Source organism: Saccharopolyspora sp. NPDC045941 (genome assembly GCF_056431445.1).
This window is the reverse complement of record NZ_JBWKKU010000002.1, coordinates 233135-249151: the sequence shown is the minus strand read 5'-3', so window position 1 is coordinate 249151 and position 16017 is coordinate 233135. Positions and strand designations below refer to the sequence as shown.

Here is a 16017-nt window from a genome sequence, read left to right as displayed (position 1 = left end):
AGCCGATCAAACGGCCGAGCAGTGCGCGTCCGGAGGCGGCAGCTCACCAGCGGTCAAGTAGCGGTGCACGTGGTCCCGTACGCACCTGTTCCCGCTCAGGTAGAGCGCGTGGTTCCCCTCCGCGGGCAGGTACCGGGCACCAGGCAGCTGCGATGCCACGAGCCGGCCGTGTTCTGGCGGGGCGCCACCATCGTTGCTGCCGTTGGCGATCAGGACCGGCGGCAAGCCCGGGGCCGGCTGAAGCGGGTGCGGCGGGAAGCTACCGGTGCGCGGCAGCCCGGCGCACCTGCCGACAGTCGTCCAGAGCATGCCCCAGCCCAACCGCGGTGCCACCTCGGCGCGAAGCCTGGCCTCGGCGCGCTTCATCTCGTCGTAGCCGGTGGGGTATGCGAGATCCACGCACGACGCGATCCCCATCAACGCCGCCCCGGGCACGTCCGGTTGCGGAGGCGGCGCCGATGGCGGAGCGAACGCCGTCGCATCGCCGGAGTCCGCAGCGGCCAGGCCGGTCGCCAACGCGGGCCAGTTGTCCTCCCGACGCACCTTCTCCCCGGTCGACGCGACGATCCGCTCGGCCCCGACGACGACGTCCGGGCCGGCCCCGGGAGCGGGGATCGGTTCCAGCCCGGCCCCGGCGATCAGTTTGTCCCATGTGGACAGAACATCCCGGCCCGCCAACGCGCAGCTGGATTCCGCCTGGCACCAATCGGCGAACCGCTGCAGGTTGTTCTCGAGCGTCGCAGCCTTGGGCGCGACCCAGTCGTACAGCTCGCGGCTGATGTGCTCGCCCACGCTGTCCAGGTACATCCGCCCGACGCGCCCGCCGAACAGCTCCGCATACGCCTGGCCGTACATGGTGCCGTAGGAGTTGCCGAAGTAGTTGAGCTCGGGCTCGCCCAACGCCACGCGGATGGCGTCCAGATCGTGGGCCACCTGCCAGGAGCTGAGGTTGCCGTGCAGCGGGCCCATCGCGGGTTCGCAGGCCTCGGCGAAGCGGCGATCGGCCAGCGCGTACTCCCCGTAAGCCTCGCGATCCGGGGGCGGCAACTCCGCCGCGAACGGCATCGGCTCCGGGCACGTCACACCACTGCTCTCCCCCATGCCCCGGGGATCGAAGAGCACCACATCGAACCAGTTGGTCAACTCGTCGAGCTGGCGTTGCACGGCAGGCAAGGCGAAGAGCACCGGGTTCGGCCCGCCGGGGTTGACCACCAGCGTGCCGAGCTTGGTCGCCTGATCGCGGGCGGGAAGCTTCCCCAATCCGATCTCGATCTGCGCTCCCCCGGGCTGCGACCAATCCGCGGGAACGGCGATCTCGCCGCACCGCAGACCGTCGAAGCAGTCCCGCCAGGCGACGGAATCCCCGCTCGCACGTGGCGGCTGCGCCGACGCCGAACCCGCCACCACCCCGCCGAGCACGGCGACGGCACCGAGCAAACTCGCGATCTTCGTCTTCATGCCGCCAGCCTGGTCGCCCGAGCCGCGGCCGGTCGTCAGCCTTCCGGCAGATCTTCCTCCCCGCCGATGGCTTCCGCCTGGACAAACGCTCGACCAGGCGGGTCCCGTGAGTGCTTTTTGCCGCTATATCGACAAAAAGCACTCACGGCCCGGAGCCGGCTCAGGACTCGCCGGCGACGCCGAGTTCGTAGGCGTGCAGGGTGTCGATGAACATCCGCCGCTGCTCGGGCGTCAGCGGCGCGAGCGCGTTGCGCCACGCGTCGGCGCCGCGGGCCAGCCAGCCGTCGATCGCGGGCAGCATCTCGTCGGTGATGCTGACGATCCGCCGTCGCCGGTCCGCCTCGTCCTCCCGCCGCTCCAGGACGCCTTTGCGGCTCAGCTCGCCGACCATCAGGCTCACCGTCGTCGGCGCCACTTCCAGCCTGGTGGCCAGCTCGTTCACCGTCATCGGCCCGTCGAAGAGCAGGTAGGACAGCAGCGAAAGGTGCCGCGGCGCAAGCGCGAGCGACTGGAGCTCGTCGGGGATCCGCAGCTTCTTGGCGCGCCCGACCAGCCGCGGCATGAGCAGCAGCAGCGCCCGGATCGCATCATCGACGCCCGGATCACGGTCCTTCGTTGACATTGACCACGTCCAACCAATATCTTTGTTCACAAAGAAGCTTTGCTTTCAAAGCAAACCTTCTCCTCCATCGATGCTACGACGACCGAAGGGGCCGACCATGCCGCACTTCACCGTGAAACTGCACGAAGAGATGCTCGACGGGAGCACCGAGCGCAAGCTCATCGAAGCCCTGACCAATGCGGCGACCGAGGTCTACGGGGAGAACTTCCGGCCACTGGTGGTCGTGGAACTGTTCGGAATCCCCCGCCACCGCTGGGGTTCCGGCGGAGCGCCGGCGACGCGGGAGGCGGTGCAGGTCACCCTGAACATGCGCGAAGCGGGCCTGACCCGCCTCGACCCGGCGGTACTGATCACGTCGATGACCGAGGCGGCGACGGAGGTCTTCGGCGACCAGATCCGGGGGGACGTGACCGTCCACCTGGTCGGCGTCCCCCAGGGACGCTCGGGAGTCGGCGGCGAGGTCGCCTGACGGCGGCCATACCGGCGCTGCGATCCACCTCGGCGATGAACTGATCCGAACACCCTGGCGGCAGCGGAGCTCCTCACGAGAAACTGACCACCATGAACCGGTCGCCGCGGCTGTCCCGCGCCCAGCAGCGTGCGATCGAGCGGGTGGCCTCGCGCAGCGGAGGTGGCACCGTCGACCCGTCGCTGCGGGTGACACTGCACTTCCACCCGGATCGGCTGCTGGCCGGGGTGCCGATCCTGGAAGCGATGGCACGGGACGGCGTCTACCGGAGCCAGTTCGAGACCGGCACCAGCAACGGCGGGCTGACGGCGCATCCGGGTGGCGATCGGTGGGAGTGGGAGAGCCGCATCTTCGCGGGCGCGTACGACCACTCGCCCCCACCGGAACGACCCAAGTACGGATCGTTGAACTACCGCCACCGGCTGGTGGGCGCCTCTCCCCGCTTCGGCTCGGCACACCTTCGACTGCGGCCGGAGACCATGGAGCGGGTGACGTTCTGCTACCCGGACAGCGTTTTCGAACCGACCGACTTCGGGGTGGCGGCCAAGGCGTCGCCGTTGATCGCCATGGCGACCGGTGACGCCAAGGACGCGTTGGACGACTACATCGAGGCCCAGATCCACGGCCCGGTGACCCTGGCCGAAGACGTAGAAGCCCTGGTCCTCGATCCCTGCTATCGCGACACGAACATCGAGCACGCGGCGAACCGGCTGGGGTGCCGACTCGAATTCCACCCCGGATTCCGCCTGCGGGCAGCGGAGTTGCGCCGCAATCCGGAGTACCGAGGACGCCAGTACGTTGAGCTCGGCCTCTCGCTGATGGACCAGGAGGGACTGACCCCGAAGGTCATCGGAGATGCGTCCCGAACGGGAAGCTACGACGAACAAGCACTGAAGCGCGTCTGGCACTGCACAGCCCGCTTCGGCACTCCAGAACTGGCGAACGACGACCACCGCCCCCAGTAGACGAGCGGAGCCGTTCCCAAGACCGGCCCCGGACACACCGGATGTCCCGAACTACGCGGTCCGGACGGCCTCGAACCCGGTCAGCATGGCGTCGAGCGCGAAGTCGAAGCGGGAGTTCGCCCCCGGGGCGGCGTTCGACGCGGGCGGCGGCCTCGGCCAGCAGCGGGAACTCTTCGCTGTCCACATCGGACAACTGCTGCACCTGCTCGAACGCCTCCAACCGACCACCTTCGGGACGCATGGTCGTCACGACGTGCCCGACGACGAATCCGGACAACGAGTGCAGCACGTCCAGGCCGACGTCCAGCGGGAAGCCCGCGGCGCACAACGACCCGAGCGCGTCCTCCATGATCCGCAGGTTCCTCTCGGTCACCGCGGGCCGCGACACGACCAGAGGGATCGCGTTCGGGTGTGCGAGCAGCGCAGCCAGCAGGGAGTGCGCGTAGGCACGGAGCCCGGCCTGCCACGACCCGCTCTCGATCCGCGGCGGAACGGCCTCGGGCCCCACAAGCGCAACCCCATGAAACGACCAAGACAAGGCACTGCCCCCAACCAGCCCGGAAACGCCCCGCAGGATCGACCCATGGAACGACCAAGACAAGGCACTGGCCCCCAACCAGCCCGGAAACGCCCCGCAGGATCGACCCATGGAACGACCAAGACAGGGCGCTGGTCGGCGACCAGGCCGGGAACGCTCCGCCCGCAAGGAGCCCGCGAAAGGAGCCCATCGCACCGTGGGGGGCTTGGGGGGCTCGGCCCCCCAAAATGATCCGAAAACGAGGAGAGGCGAGCGCTCTACGCGAGCACTCGCCTCCCACCGAAGTGGAGGTGCCGGGAATCGAACCCGGGTCCTCCGTCGCCTCACCAAGACTTCTCCGTGCGCAGTCCGCTGTGTCTCTGCTCGGCTTCACCGGTCCCGCGAACTAGCCGGTGTGACAAGCCCAGTCGCTGTTCGATGTCCCACCAGGTCCCGCGACCGGACCTGGCGGTTAGAGCCTCCTAGCTGATGCCGGATCCCGGGTCGGAGGCAATCCCGGTCCGACAGAGTCGCTCCTCGCTCAGGCGGCGAGGGCGAACTCGCGCTGACTCTTGTCGGCGCTTATTCGATTGCGGCGACGCTCACGGTGGCCTCCCGCCTACACCGGCACGCTTCCCTTGGATCAACGTACGGAGTCGAAACCGTTCACCCCCTTGCAGCCGGCTCGTCTTTCGAACCGGTGTACACCAGCATAACGCCTCGCGCCCCGGCGATCATTCCCATATCCCGTAAACGATCAAGTTCCGAGCCCGAGCAGCCGGGACGGCGTGCCGTGCAGCACGGCGCGCAGGAAGTCCGGGCCGAGGCGGTCGTCGGCTTCGGCCCAGCTCGCGATGGCCGCGAGCTGTTCGGCGTACGGGTACGGGATGTTCGGGAAGTCGGTGCCCAGCACGATCCGGTCGGGGTGGGCGGCCAGTCTGGCCGGCCAGTCCGCGGGCAACGGCGCGATCCGTTCGGTGAATGCGGTTCCGATCATCGTGGTGTCGAGGTGCACGCCCGGATAGCGGTCCACGAGGTCCAGCGCCACCCCGTAGTCGGGCATGCCCGCGTGCGCCAGCACCGCGAGCAGCCGCGGGTGGCGCCGCAGCACGCCTTCGAACACGTCGAGCCCGGTGTGCTCGCCCTTCCGCGGGCCGTCGCCGCAGTGCACCACGGCCGGCACGCCCGCCTCGGCGAGCAGTCCCCATGCCGGATCGAGCAACTCGTCGCGCGGGTCGAAGGCTCCGACCTGGACGTGCACCTTCACGCACCGCGCCCCAGCGTCGAGCGCTTTGGCCAGGTAGTCCGCGACGTCGGGTTCCGGGAAGATCGTCGCCGTCGGCACCGCGTCAGGCGTGCGCCCGGCGAAGTCGATCGCCCAGCCGGTCAGCCAGGCCGCCATGTCCGGCCGGTGCGCGTAGACCAGCGGCGCGAAGGTCGTCACCCCGAGATCGCGGAGCGCCTGGATCCGGGCCTCCTCGGCGTACCGGTAGTGGATCGGCCACTCGAAGCCGTAGTTCGTGCGCGCCGCGTCGAAGTAGGCCCAGACCTTGTTCAGGACTCGTTCCGGCAGGAAGTGCGTGTGGATGTCGACCAGCCCGGGCAGCCCCAGCTCGGCCACCCAGGCGGGCACATCCGCGTCGCTGCGCGGCGGCACTACCGCATGCCCTTGCGAGCCCGACCGATCGCCTTCTGCATCTCGCGGTCCGCGTCGCGCTTGGCCAGGTCCTGCCGCTTGTCGTGGGCCTTCTTGCCTCGTGCGAGGGCGAGTTCGACCTTCGCCTTCCCGTCGCTGAAGTACAGCGTCATCGGGATCAGGCTCAGCCCGCTCTCCTTGATCTTGCCGATCAGCCGGAGGATCTCGTGCTTGTGCAGCAGCAGCTTGCGGGACCGGCGCGGCTCGTGGTTGGTCCACGTGCCCTCGGTGTACTCCGGGATGTGCACGTTGCGCAGCCAGACCTCGCCGTCGTCGACGGTGGCGAAGCCGTCGACGAGCTGCGCCTTGCCCTGCCGCAGGCTCTTGACCTCGGTGCCGGTCAGCACGATGCCGGTTTCGTAGGTGTCCAGCACCGCCCAGTCGTGCCGCGCCTTGCGGTTCTGCGCGATGACCTTGCGGCCGCGTTCCTTCACCATACGAACAACTCTAGCTTTCGTGTCACGTGACTTTCGGTGCCGCAGCCTGCAACGCAGGCCGCGGCACCGGTAATCCCGCTACAGCCGGACGTACAGGCGGAGCGTCACGTAGCCGGTGATGGCCGAGACGGCCGCCGCGACGAGGAGCAGGATCGGCGAGATCAGCGCGATGTCGCCCCACTCGACGTTGGGGATGATGCCCGTGCCGAACACCGGCGACATGACCCGGTCGATGAAAGCGGCCTTGGAGATCAGCAGGCCGCCGATCGCCAGGACCGCGCCGATGAGGCCGGAGACCACGGCCTCCAGGAGGAACGGCAGCTGCGTGTACCAGCGGGTGGCGCCGACGAGGCGCATGATGCCCGTCTCGGTGCGCCGGGTGAACGCGGACAGCTGGATGGTGTTGGAGATCAGCAGCAACGCGGCGAGCGCCTGCACCAACGCGATCGAGAACGTCGCGTTGCGGACCCCGTTGAGCACGTCGAACAGCCGGTTCAGGTACTCGGCCTGGTCGACGACGCTGTCCACGCCGGGCCGCCCGCTGAACTGCTGCTGCAGCGCCGGGAAGCGCTCCTGATCGGACAGCTTCACGCGCAGCGAGGCGGGCATCGCCTCGGCGCGGGCCACATCACGCAGTTCGGGCTGCGACTCGAAGACCTTGTTGAAGTTCTCGAACGCCTTCTGCCGGTCCTCGAACTTCACCGACTCGACGCCCGGGACGCGATTGAGGTCGGCCATGATGTTCGCGCACGGCTGCTGGGTGCAGTCCTTGTCGTTGGCGCTGACGTCATCGGTCATGAACACCACGACCTCGACGCGGTCCTGGTAGGTCTCCTGCATCTTGTCGATCATCCGGACCACGAGGAGACCACCGCCGAGCAGGCCGACCGAGATGGCGGTCGTCAGGATCATCGCGATGGTCATCGTCACGTTGCGCCGAAGGCCGTTGACGACCTCGCTGAATACGAAGCTCGCGCGCATCTTGTGTCAGCTTTCCTGCCGGTCGGGGGGGGTGTTGTCCTCAGGTGCGGGTCGACCGCCGTCGGGGCTAGGTCGTGTTTTATAAGCGGCGGTAGCCGCTTGCGGTGTGGGACTCAACTCGCACCGCCGCGGGTTCTCAGATGTCTCCTCGCGAGGACAGCCCCGACGTGGTGAATTGGCATTCATGATGTCGGGGATCCCACAGCGAGGGGGCATCTGAGGTTCCGCCACCCGCACCGCTACGCAAACCAATTTCGAAACACTCTCTAGCGGCCGACGCCGTAAACGCCGCGGGCATCGTCGCGGATGACCCGGCCGAGGCTTAGCTCGACGACTCGGCGTCGCATCGAGTCGACGATGGAGTGGTCGTGGGTGGCCATGACGACCGTCGTGCCGGTGCGGTTGATCCGCTCCAGCAGCAGCATGATGTCCTGGCTGGTGTCGGGGTCGAGGTTCCCGGTGGGCTCGTCGCAGAGCAGCACCAGCGGCCGGTTGACGAACGCCCGCGCGATCGCCACGCGCTGCTGCTCACCACCGGAGAGTTCGTGCGGCATCCGGTCGGCCTTGCCCTCGAGCCCCACCAGCTGCAGCACCTGCGGCACCACGCGGCGGATGTCGTTGCGGGGCTTGCCGATCACTTCCAGCGCGAAGGCGACGTTCTCCGCGACGGTCTTGTTGTTCAGCAGCCGGAAGTCCTGGAACACGCAGCCGATGCGCTGACGCAGCCGCGGGACGCGGCGCCGCGGCAGCTTGGCGACGTTCCAGTCGGCGACGAAGACCTGACCGCGGGTGGGCACGTCCTCGCGCAGCAGCAGTCGCATGAACGTCGACTTGCCGGACCCGGAGGGCCCGATGAGGAACACGAACTCGCCCTTTTCGATGCCCACCGAGACATCGTCGAGAGCGGGCCTGGTCGACGTCTTGTACGTCTTGGACACGTGCTCAAGGCGGATCACGGGGCGTGAGTTTACCTGCGACCGTTAGGGGGACATCACTCACCCGGACCGGCGGCGGAACCGTCGATCACCTGCGACTTCGTCGCCGGTCAGGGCCTCGGCGCGCAGTGCGGGTCAGGCCACGCTCTGCTGCTGGCGCCGCCAGCGGATGCCGGCCTCCAGGAACCCGTCGATGTCGCCGTCGAGCACCGCGTCGGGGTTGCCGACCTCGTGCTCGGTGCGCAGGTCCTTGACCATCTGGTACGGGTGCAGCACGTAGGACCGCATCTGGTTGCCCCAGCTCGACCCGCTGTCCTTGAGGGCGTCCAGCTCGGCGCGCTCCTCTTCCTTCTTGCGGGCCAGCAGCTTGGACTGGAGCACGCGCATCGCGGCGGCCTTGTTCTGCAGCTGCGACTTCTCGTTCTGGCAGGACACCACGATGCCGGTCGGGATGTGCGTGATGCGCACGGCGGAGTCGGTGGTGTTCACGCTCTGCCCGCCGGGCCCGGAGGAGCGGAAGACGTCGACGCGGATGTCCTTCTCCGGGATGTCGACGTGGTCGGTCTCCTCCACGACCGGCAGCACCTCGACGCCGGCGAAGGAGGTCTGCCGCCGCCCCTGGTTGTCGAACGGCGAGATGCGCACCAGCCGGTGCGTGCCCTGCTCGACGGAGAGCGTGCCGTAGGCGTAGGGGGCGTTGACCCGGAACGTCGCCGACTTCAGGCCCGCCTCTTCGGCGTAGGACGTGTCGTAGACCTCGGCCGGGTAGGAGTGCCGCTCGGCCCAGCGCAGGTACATGCGCATCAGCATCTCGGCGAAGTCGGCCGCGTCGACGCCGCCGGCCTCGGCGCGGATGGTCACCATCGCCTCGCGAAGGTCGTACTCGCCGGAGAGCAGGGTGCGCACCTCGAGGGCTTCGAGGTCCTTCCGGAGGCGGTCCCGCTCGTCGTCGGCCTCGGACAGCCCGGCCGGGTCGCCTTCGTCCTCGCTGAGCTCGTAGAGCACTTCGAGGTCTTCGACGCGCTGCCGCAGCTCGGTGATCTTGCGCAGTTCGGCCTGCCGGTGCACCAGCTGGCTGCTGACCCGCTGCGCGTGCTCGACGTCGTCCCACAGATCCGGCTTGGCGGCCTCGGCCTCGAGCTCGGCGATATTGGCGCGCAGGGCGTCCAGATCCATCACGCTCTCGATGCCTTCGAGGGTGTTGGACAGTTCCTTGAGCGAGGCAGCGACGTCGGGATTCACAGTGCTCAGCGTACTTCACCGGGCACGGGCCGCCCACGAGGACGGCCCGTTTCCGGTCATGAGCGGTTTTGGCCGTTGTGGCGACCGCCACCGCTCACGACTGTTCGTTCCGGGGTGGTTCAGTCCGGAATCGAGTCCAGCAGCTTGATGATCGCTCGGTTGTAGGACACGGTGAAGTCCGCGGCGGCCTTCTCGTACGGGTCGGTCGCGCCCTTGGCGGCGTTCTTCGCCTCGTCCATCTTCACCGCGTACTGGGCACGGGCCGCCTCGACCAGCCCGGAGCGCTGCTTCGGGGTCAGGGAACCCGAGTAGACCAGGCGGAGGATCAGCGGGCTGCGGACGTTGTCCGGCCCCGGCTCGGTGTTCAGCCACGACTTGAAGGCGCGCTTGCCGGCGGCCGTGATCGCGTACTGCTGGCTGGAGCGCGGACCCTGCTTGCCGAGGCGCAGCAGACCGGCGTCGGTCAGCGCGGGCAGCTCGCGGTAAACCTGGCTGCGGGTCACGCTGAAGAATCCTCCGAAGCGCTCGGTGGCGGCCGCAACCAGCTGGCCACCGGTCTTCGGACCTTCGTGCAGTAGTCCCAACAGGGCAGCGGATGTCGCATTCAGCTCGGTCACATCTGCCACGGTGCCATGCCTCCGCTTCGCTGTCCACAGTGGTCCCCAGTTCTGTCCACAGTGGTTGCAGTGGACTGGTCCAAGTGGACGAACGGTTGCGCCATTGGCGCGCGCTCCGGACGACTGGCGAGGCGGCGGCCCCGGACACGGGGCGCACACGCGGGCGGCCGAGCGTCCGCACTCATTGCGACGAGCATTACCGGGGTTCGCCTGGATGGGGGGTCTTCCTGGCGCAATGAGGTGCTATCACGCCCTGGAGCTGCCCTACTACGACAGGTGACACGCACCCTGCACTTGGCCGACCAGTCGGCGGCCGATGAGGGGCCGGTTCAGGAGGTGCGGAGCGTGCATCGCAGTTGGTTGCGTACCAAGGTCAACGAGAGCAAGACCAGGGTGACCAACAAGGTCACCGAGCAAGCGAAGCGAGCCAAGGCACTGGTGCCCATGCAGAGAGAGGGCGAAGCCGACGCCTGCATCGTCTGCGGCCGAGCGATGCGCCCGACGAACACGGTCCGAGGAGATGGCCGGGTCTGCTCCCCGGCGTGCGCCCGCCAATGGGCCAAAGGCCTCTCGTAGGAGAACGACCTGATAAAAACGGAAAGCCCCCGACCGAAGTCGGGGGCTTTCCGTTCGAATAGTAGCGGGGACAGGATTCGAACCTGCGACCTCTGGGTTATGAGCCCAGCGAGCTACCGAGCTGCTCCACCCCGCGCCGTGTGCGTTTTTCTGTTGTACGGAGTACTTTACACACCCCGAAAAAGCCCCGAACAAGGGGGGTCCCCAAACCCCCGAACCCCCACCCCACCAGCCAAAACCCGAAGAACCCCGACAGAGGGGCAGCAGAGAGCCAACAGAGGACCAACGACCCACGAACGCCCCAAGCACCCCAAGTGCCGAGCCCACCCCAACGCAAGAGCCCCGCCCAAAGTCTCCACACCCAGCCCACCCCAGAACCAAAAGGCTGGTCCGGAATCCAGGCCGGGAACGCTCCCCGAGCAAGGAGCCGACGAGAAGAGACCACCGCACCGTGGGGGTCTACGGGGGCTCGGCCCCCGTATGGGAATCAAAACGACGGAAAAGAAGCCCCCCGACGAAGTCGGAGGGCTTCTGACCATTCAAATGGTAGCGGGGACAGGATTCGAACCTGCGACCTCTGGGTTATGAGCCCAGCGAGCTACCGAGCTGCTCCACCCCGCGTCGTTGTGTCACCAACTTTACGGGGTGCTGAACCGTAGTGCAAATCCCCTGGCCTCAGAAGTGACGCACGTCATTTGCACTCGATCGGACGCCGGAAAGACGACGGGGCGGGGACCGCCTGCGCGATCCCCGCCCCTGGTCGCCGTTGCCGATCAGCCGCCGGTGCCCTGCGCCTGCTCGAAGCGCTTGATCGCGTCGTCGAGCTGCTGGTAGGCCGAGCCGAGATCGGCGAAGTTGCCGGACTGCTGGGCCTTGCGGACGTGTTCCAGGGCCGCCCGGATGTCGGTGACCGCCTGGGACAGCTGGGGGCTGCCGGGGGTCTGCTGCGGGGGCTGCTGGTTCTGGGCCGGCGGCGGCTGCTGGCCGTTCTGACCCGGGTTGGTGGCCTGCCCGGCGCCCGAACCGAACACCTGCTCCAGCGCCCCGGACAGCGTCTCGGAGAAGCCGACCTTGCCGCCGAAGGACACCAGCACTCGGGCCAGCTGCGGATAGGAGTTCTGCTCGTTGCGCTGGATGTAGATCGGTTCGACGTACAGTAGGCCGCCGGCGACCGGGAGGGTCAGCAGGTTGCCGAAGATCGCGGTGACGTTCGGGTTGTTGAACAGCGTCCGGTTCTCGGTGACCGCCGGGGTCGACTCCATCTGGTTCTGGACCTGGTTCGGACCCGGTGTCGAGTTGTTGGTCGGCAGCCGCAGCACCGTGAGCTTGCCGTAGTTGTCCGGTTCGGACGACGCCGACACCCACGCCGCCAGGTTCTCGCGGCGCAGCGCGGTGAGGGCACTGGTCAGCTGGAACTGCGGCTCGCCCTGCTCACCGACCTGGGCGAGCACGTAGTACGGGGGCTGCTGTCCCTCGGCGTTGGCGGCGCTGCCGCGGCCGGTCGGGTCGGACGGCACCTGCCAGAAGGTCTGGTTCGAGAAGAAGTCGCCCGGGTTGTCGACGTGGTACTGGGTGAGCAGCGAGCGCTGCACCTTGAAGATGTCCTCCGGGTACCGGAAGTGGTCGCGCAGCTCAGGGCTGATCTCGCTGGCCGGCTTGACCACGCCGGGGAAGACGCCTTCCCACGCCTTGAGCACCGGGTCCTTCTCGTCGACCGAGTAGAGGTCCACGGAGCCGTCGTAGGCGTCGACGGTCGCCTTCACCGAGTTGCGGATGTAGTTGATCTGCTGGTTGGGCTGCCGCTCGACGCCGGTGAGGGTGTCGTTGGTGGCCTCGCCGAGCTCGGTCAGCTCCGCGTACGGGTAGTTGTTCAGCGTGGTGTAGCCGTCGACGATCCACTTGATCTTGCCGCCGACCACGGCCGGGTACGGGTCGCCGTCGAGCTTCAGCCACGGCGCGACCTTCTGCACCCGCTCCCGCGGGTTCCGCTCGTAGATGATCTTCGAATCATCGCCGATCGCGCCGCTGAACAGGAAGTTCCGCTCGCCGTAGTAGGCGGCGAACACCAAGCGCTGGAACAGGTTGCCGACCGGGACACCGCCCGTGCCGGTGTAGGTGTACTGCTGCTGGTCGGTGTCGTACTCGCGGGGCGCCTCCCCCGGGTTGCCACCGACGATCGCGTAGTCGTTGCGGCCCACCAGCTCGCCGTAGTACACGCGCGGCTGCTCGACCGGGATCGCGCCCTGGCCGTTGTTGGCCACGTCGCTGATCTGGAACACCGGGTAGCCGCCCTGGGTGGCGCCTTCCTTGAACGTGGAGTCGACCCGGTCGGCCGGCGCGGCGATGAAGCCGTTGCCGTGCGTGTAGACGGTGTGCCGGTTGATCCAGTTCTGCTGGTTCACGGCCAGGCCGTCGGTGTTGATCTCGCGCAGCGCGACCAGGTAGTCGCGCAGCTGGCCGTTGGCGTCCCGGTACCGGTCGACGTCCAGCTTGTCGGTGAACCCGTAGAAGTTGTACTGCTGGGTCAGCTGGGTGAACGTCGGGGCCAGCACGTTCGGGTCGAGCAACCGGATGTTCGGGATGGTGCCCTTGTCCGCGGCGACCTCGGCCGGCTGCAGCTGGGTGCGGCCCGGGTAGTCGACGAACTGGACGTTGGGCTCGCCGATGTTGAAGGCCGACTTCGTCGCCTCGAGGTTGCGCTCGATCGACTGCGCCTCCCGCTCGTTCGCGTTGGGGCGCACCGAGAACTGCTCCATCAGTGCCGGCCACACCGCGCCGACCACCACGCTGGAGAGCACCAGCAGCACCGTGGCCAGGGCCGGGATCTGCAGGTTCTTCAGGAAGATCACCGCGAAGAACGCGATCGCGCAGAACACCGCGATGCACATCAGGATCAGCTTCGCCGGCATCACCGCGTTCAGGTCGGTGTAGCTGGCACCGGTGAACAGCGGGTTGCGCTGCGACAGCAGCAGGTCGTAGCGGTCCAGGAAGTAGTCGACCGCCTTCAACAGCACGAACAGGCCCGCCAGCACGGCCAGCTGGACCCGCGCCGGCATGGACAGCTGCCCGGAGCGGCCGGCCAGCCGGATGCCGCCGAAGATGTAATGCGTGATCAGCGCGCCGATGAAGGACACGGTGATCGCGATGAACGCCCACGACAGCAGGAACCGCCAGAACGGCAGCTCGAAGGTGTAGAAGCTGATGTCCTTGCCGAACTCGGGGTCGACCTGCCCGAACGGCACGCTGTTGAGGAACAGCTGGAGGGTCTGCCAGTCGGCCTGCGCGGCGAGCCCGCCGATCACGCCCACCACGATCGGCAGCCCGAGCCCGAAGAGCCGGGAGCGCTCGGTGGCCACGGTGCGGTACCGGGCCAGCGGGTCGTCGGGACCGCTGACCGGCACGAACACCGGCCGGTTGCGGAAGGCCAGCCACAGGTTCAGGGCCAGCACGCCGCCGAGGAAGACCGCCGCAGCCACCCCCAGTCCGGCGCGGGACAGCAGCTGGGTGGTGAAGACCTGCCGGTAGTTGACCTCACCGAACCACAGCCAGTCCACGTAGGTGCCCAGCATTCGCGATCCGGCGATCAGGGCGACCAGCACGATGCCGCCGAGGATCAGCAGGATCCGGCTTCTCCGGGACAGTTTCGGCATTCCTACCGGGGGCCGCATGGCCACAACGCACGCTCCTGGTGACGATCAGCAGGCCTGGACGGTACCGGTGGTTCGGCCGCCCTCGTGATGTTCAACTCTACGACCCCTTCGTGAAGTTCCTGGAAGCGGCTTCGCGAACTGGATTAAGCGGACATCTTTCGCAGGTCATCGGATCAGCCGGCGGCGGCCGCCCGGCCCGGCGGTGCGACCATGGCGGCATGCCACCGGAAACCCCCGAGGACCTGGCCGCGGCGCTGCCGTCGGCCGCTCGCGAGATCGAGGAGTTCGTCCACGCCGCGGGCTGGGACCAGCCCACCCAGGTGTTCGCCCTCGTGCCCACCGACCAGCTGCTGGCCGCCGAACCCGGGCTGGCCGACCAGCTGGACCCGGCCTCGGCGCTGACCCCGATCGCGCAGGAAGCGCTGCCCGCCGAAGACCTCGCCGAGGCGTTGAGCGGCATCGCGTGGCCGGAGCAGGTGGCCGGCTGCGCGGTGGTGCAGGAGATCGTGGTGCTGCCGCCGGAGGCGGAGGCGGAGCTGCCCGGCGACAGCGAGCGGGACCGGCAGATCGCCGCCGAACACCCGGACCGCCACGAGGCGCGGCTGGTCGCAGCGGTGCTGCGGGACGGTGGCGAGGCGTGCGTGATGCGCTTGCGCGTGTCCGATCCGGAGACCGGTGGCGAGCTCATCCAGGACCCGTCGCTGGCCCCGAACCTGCTCTCCGCGCTCCACGCCACCTTCGCGGACTGACCGGTTCGCGGTGGAGGTCGGCGTGCCGATCTCCACCGCGAACGCCGTCGCGGATCAGCAGCCGGCGGGGACCTGGCCGCCGCGCAGGGCGTCGAGGGCCTTGGTCGCGTCGTCGAGGTTCTCGACCTTGGCGAGTTGCAGCCCCTCCGGCGCCTGCGTCTTGGCCTCGGCGCAGTTGTCGGCCGGAACGAGGAAGGTCGTCGCGCCCGCTTCGCGGGCCTTGACCATCTTGAACGGGATGCCGCCGATCGGGCCCACCTCGCCGGTCGGGCTGATCTCGCCGGTGCCCGCGATGAACTGACCGCCGTTGAGCTCGCCCGGGGTCAGCTTGTCGATGATCGCCAGGGTGAACATCAGCCCCGCGGACGGTCCGCCCACATCGGCCAGGCTGATCTTGATGTCGAAGTTGACGTCCGGCCGCTCGATCGCGGCCACGCCCAGGAAGCCCTGCGGGTCGGTGCCCGGGTTCGGGCCCAGCTGCACGCTCGCGACCTGCTCGGGCTGATCGGTGTGGCGGAACCGGATCTCCACCCGGTCGCCGGGCTTGGTGCCGACCAGCGCCGCCTTCAACGAGGCCGGATCGGTGACCGGCTTGCCGTTGGCGGCCAGCAGGTGATCGCCGGGCTCCAGGACGCCGTCCGCCGGGCTGCCCTTGACGATCTCGCCGACCAGGACCTTCATCGGGTAGCCGAGGTAGCGCAGGGCCGCGGTCTCGGCGGTGGTCTGCGAGTCGCTGAAGGCCTTGGTGTTCTCCTGCTCGATCTCCTGCTCGGACTTGTCCGGCGGGAAGTACAGCTCGCGCGGCGCCAGCGCGTACCGGCCGCTCACCCACAGCCCCAACGCACCGAACAGGGACAGCTGATCGGTCACCGACACCGTCGTCATGTTCAGGTGCCCGCCGGTCGGGAAGGTCTGCTGCCCGTCGATGCCGATCACGGGGACGTTCCCGTCCATCCCGAGGGTGTCGTAGGTCGGACCCGGCCCGAGCGCCACGTACGGCACCCGGACGAACGCGCCGAGCAGACCGAAGGCGACTACCAGTACGACACTTGTCAGCAGCGTCCACGTACGGCGGTTCACGAGGTGACAGCGTACGTGTTCGC

Annotated in this window: 15 protein-coding genes, 2 tRNA genes, 1 other RNA gene and 1 pseudogene; 4 read left to right on the top strand and 15 right to left on the bottom strand. The window is 68.3% G+C overall.

All coding sequences use genetic code 11. From position 1 onward, the window contains the following. Window positions 1-6 precede the first annotated feature (6 nt). Both AC07FN_RS02980 and AC07FN_RS02975 read right to left on the bottom strand, forming a co-directional pair. Window positions 7-1458 carry an alpha/beta fold hydrolase gene (locus AC07FN_RS02980; protein ID WP_478394055.1) on the bottom strand — a complete coding sequence of 484 codons (1452 nt, stop codon included), beginning with the start codon at window positions 1456-1458 and terminating at the stop codon, window positions 7-9. A gap of 160 nt (window positions 1459-1618) precedes the next feature. Further along, a complete protein-coding gene (locus AC07FN_RS02975; RefSeq protein WP_452618305.1) occupies window positions 1619-2080 on the bottom strand; it encodes a MarR family winged helix-turn-helix transcriptional regulator in 462 nt (153 codons plus the stop codon). A gap of 70 nt (window positions 2081-2150) precedes the next feature. On the opposite strand from AC07FN_RS02975, the gene AC07FN_RS02970 reads away from it, so the two are divergent. Together AC07FN_RS02970 and AC07FN_RS02965 are read left to right on the top strand one after the other, a co-directional pair. Continuing rightward, window positions 2151-2549, top strand: coding sequence for a tautomerase family protein (locus AC07FN_RS02970; protein ID WP_478394054.1), 399 nt, complete (start codon window positions 2151-2153; stop codon window positions 2547-2549). A 92-nt stretch (window positions 2550-2641) separates the two neighbouring features. After that, on the top strand, window positions 2642-3514 hold the full coding sequence (locus tag AC07FN_RS02965; protein WP_478394053.1) for a DUF3626 domain-containing protein: 873 nt from the start codon (window positions 2642-2644) through the stop codon (window positions 3512-3514). A 51-nt stretch (window positions 3515-3565) separates the two neighbouring features. Here the strand turns inward: AC07FN_RS02965 and AC07FN_RS02960 are convergent, their stop codons facing one another. The 9 genes and pseudogenes from AC07FN_RS02960 to AC07FN_RS02920 all read right to left on the bottom strand — a co-directional run bounded on the left by AC07FN_RS02960 (window position 3566) and on the right by AC07FN_RS02920 (window position 9939). After that, window positions 3566-3700: a hypothetical protein gene (locus AC07FN_RS02960; protein WP_478394088.1), complete on the bottom strand. Its 135-nt coding sequence runs from the start codon at window positions 3698-3700 to the stop codon at window positions 3566-3568. Between the two features lie 13 nt (window positions 3701-3713). Further along, window positions 3714-4163, bottom strand: a pseudogene (locus AC07FN_RS02955) (TetR/AcrR family transcriptional regulator C-terminal domain-containing protein); the annotation flags it as partial. Window positions 4164-4334: 171 nt separating this feature from the next. Then, window positions 4335-4705, bottom strand: a transfer-messenger RNA (tmRNA) gene (gene ssrA / locus AC07FN_RS02950). Window positions 4706-4788: 83 nt separating this feature from the next. Further along, window positions 4789-5688 (bottom strand): amidohydrolase family protein, encoded by a 900-nt coding sequence (locus AC07FN_RS02945; RefSeq protein ID WP_478394052.1) that lies wholly within the window; start codon window positions 5686-5688, stop codon window positions 4789-4791. Beyond that, on the bottom strand, window positions 5688-6164 hold the full coding sequence (smpB, locus tag AC07FN_RS02940) for an SsrA-binding protein SmpB (RefSeq protein ID WP_132482298.1): 477 nt from the start codon (window positions 6162-6164) through the stop codon (window positions 5688-5690). Before smpB ends, AC07FN_RS02945 begins: the two co-directional genes overlap by 1 nt. A 78-nt stretch (window positions 6165-6242) precedes the next feature. Further along, window positions 6243-7145 carry a permease-like cell division protein FtsX gene (gene ftsX / locus AC07FN_RS02935; protein ID WP_478394051.1) on the bottom strand — a complete coding sequence of 301 codons (903 nt, stop codon included), beginning with the start codon at window positions 7143-7145 and terminating at the stop codon, window positions 6243-6245. Window positions 7146-7411: 266 nt separating this feature from the next. Then, the gene (gene ftsE / locus AC07FN_RS02930) at window positions 7412-8101 is read right to left on the bottom strand and encodes a cell division ATP-binding protein FtsE (RefSeq protein ID WP_093262250.1); all 690 of its coding nucleotides are present in this window, start codon (window positions 8099-8101) and stop codon (window positions 7412-7414) included. Window positions 8102-8215: 114 nt separating this feature from the next. Beyond that, window positions 8216-9322 (bottom strand): peptide chain release factor 2, encoded by a 1107-nt coding sequence (gene prfB, locus AC07FN_RS02925; protein WP_478394050.1) that lies wholly within the window; start codon window positions 9320-9322, stop codon window positions 8216-8218. Between the two features lie 119 nt (window positions 9323-9441). After that, on the bottom strand, window positions 9442-9939 hold the full coding sequence (locus AC07FN_RS02920; protein WP_478394049.1) for a PadR family transcriptional regulator: 498 nt from the start codon (window positions 9937-9939) through the stop codon (window positions 9442-9444). A gap of 276 nt (window positions 9940-10215) precedes the next feature. Here AC07FN_RS02920 and AC07FN_RS02915 point away from each other — a divergent pair, with 276 nt between their 5' ends. Then, window positions 10216-10515 carry a hypothetical protein gene (locus AC07FN_RS02915; RefSeq protein WP_452618312.1) on the top strand — a complete coding sequence of 100 codons (300 nt, stop codon included), beginning with the start codon at window positions 10216-10218 and terminating at the stop codon, window positions 10513-10515. 62 nt (window positions 10516-10577) lie between these two features. Here AC07FN_RS02915 and AC07FN_RS02910 read toward each other — a convergent pair. The 3 genes from AC07FN_RS02910 to AC07FN_RS02900 all read right to left on the bottom strand — a co-directional run bounded on the left by AC07FN_RS02910 (window position 10578) and on the right by AC07FN_RS02900 (window position 14183). Further along, a tRNA-Met gene (locus AC07FN_RS02910) sits at window positions 10578-10651 on the bottom strand. Window positions 10652-11059: 408 nt separating this feature from the next. After that, window positions 11060-11136 (bottom strand) — tRNA-Met (locus AC07FN_RS02905). Window positions 11137-11288: 152 nt separating this feature from the next. Next, window positions 11289-14183, bottom strand: a complete 2895-nt coding sequence (locus AC07FN_RS02900) for a UPF0182 family protein (protein ID WP_478394087.1) — start codon at window positions 14181-14183, stop codon at window positions 11289-11291. Between the two features lie 200 nt (window positions 14184-14383). Between AC07FN_RS02900 and AC07FN_RS02895 the strand changes: the two genes are divergently transcribed. After that, complete coding sequence (locus tag AC07FN_RS02895; protein ID WP_478394048.1) at window positions 14384-14914, top strand: PPA1309 family protein; 531 nt, start codon at window positions 14384-14386, stop codon at window positions 14912-14914. Between the two features lie 54 nt (window positions 14915-14968). On the opposite strand, the gene AC07FN_RS02890 is transcribed toward AC07FN_RS02895, so the two are convergent. After that, window positions 14969-15994 (bottom strand): YlbL family protein, encoded by a 1026-nt coding sequence (locus AC07FN_RS02890; RefSeq protein WP_478394047.1) that lies wholly within the window; start codon window positions 15992-15994, stop codon window positions 14969-14971. Window positions 15995-16017 lie beyond the last annotated feature (23 nt).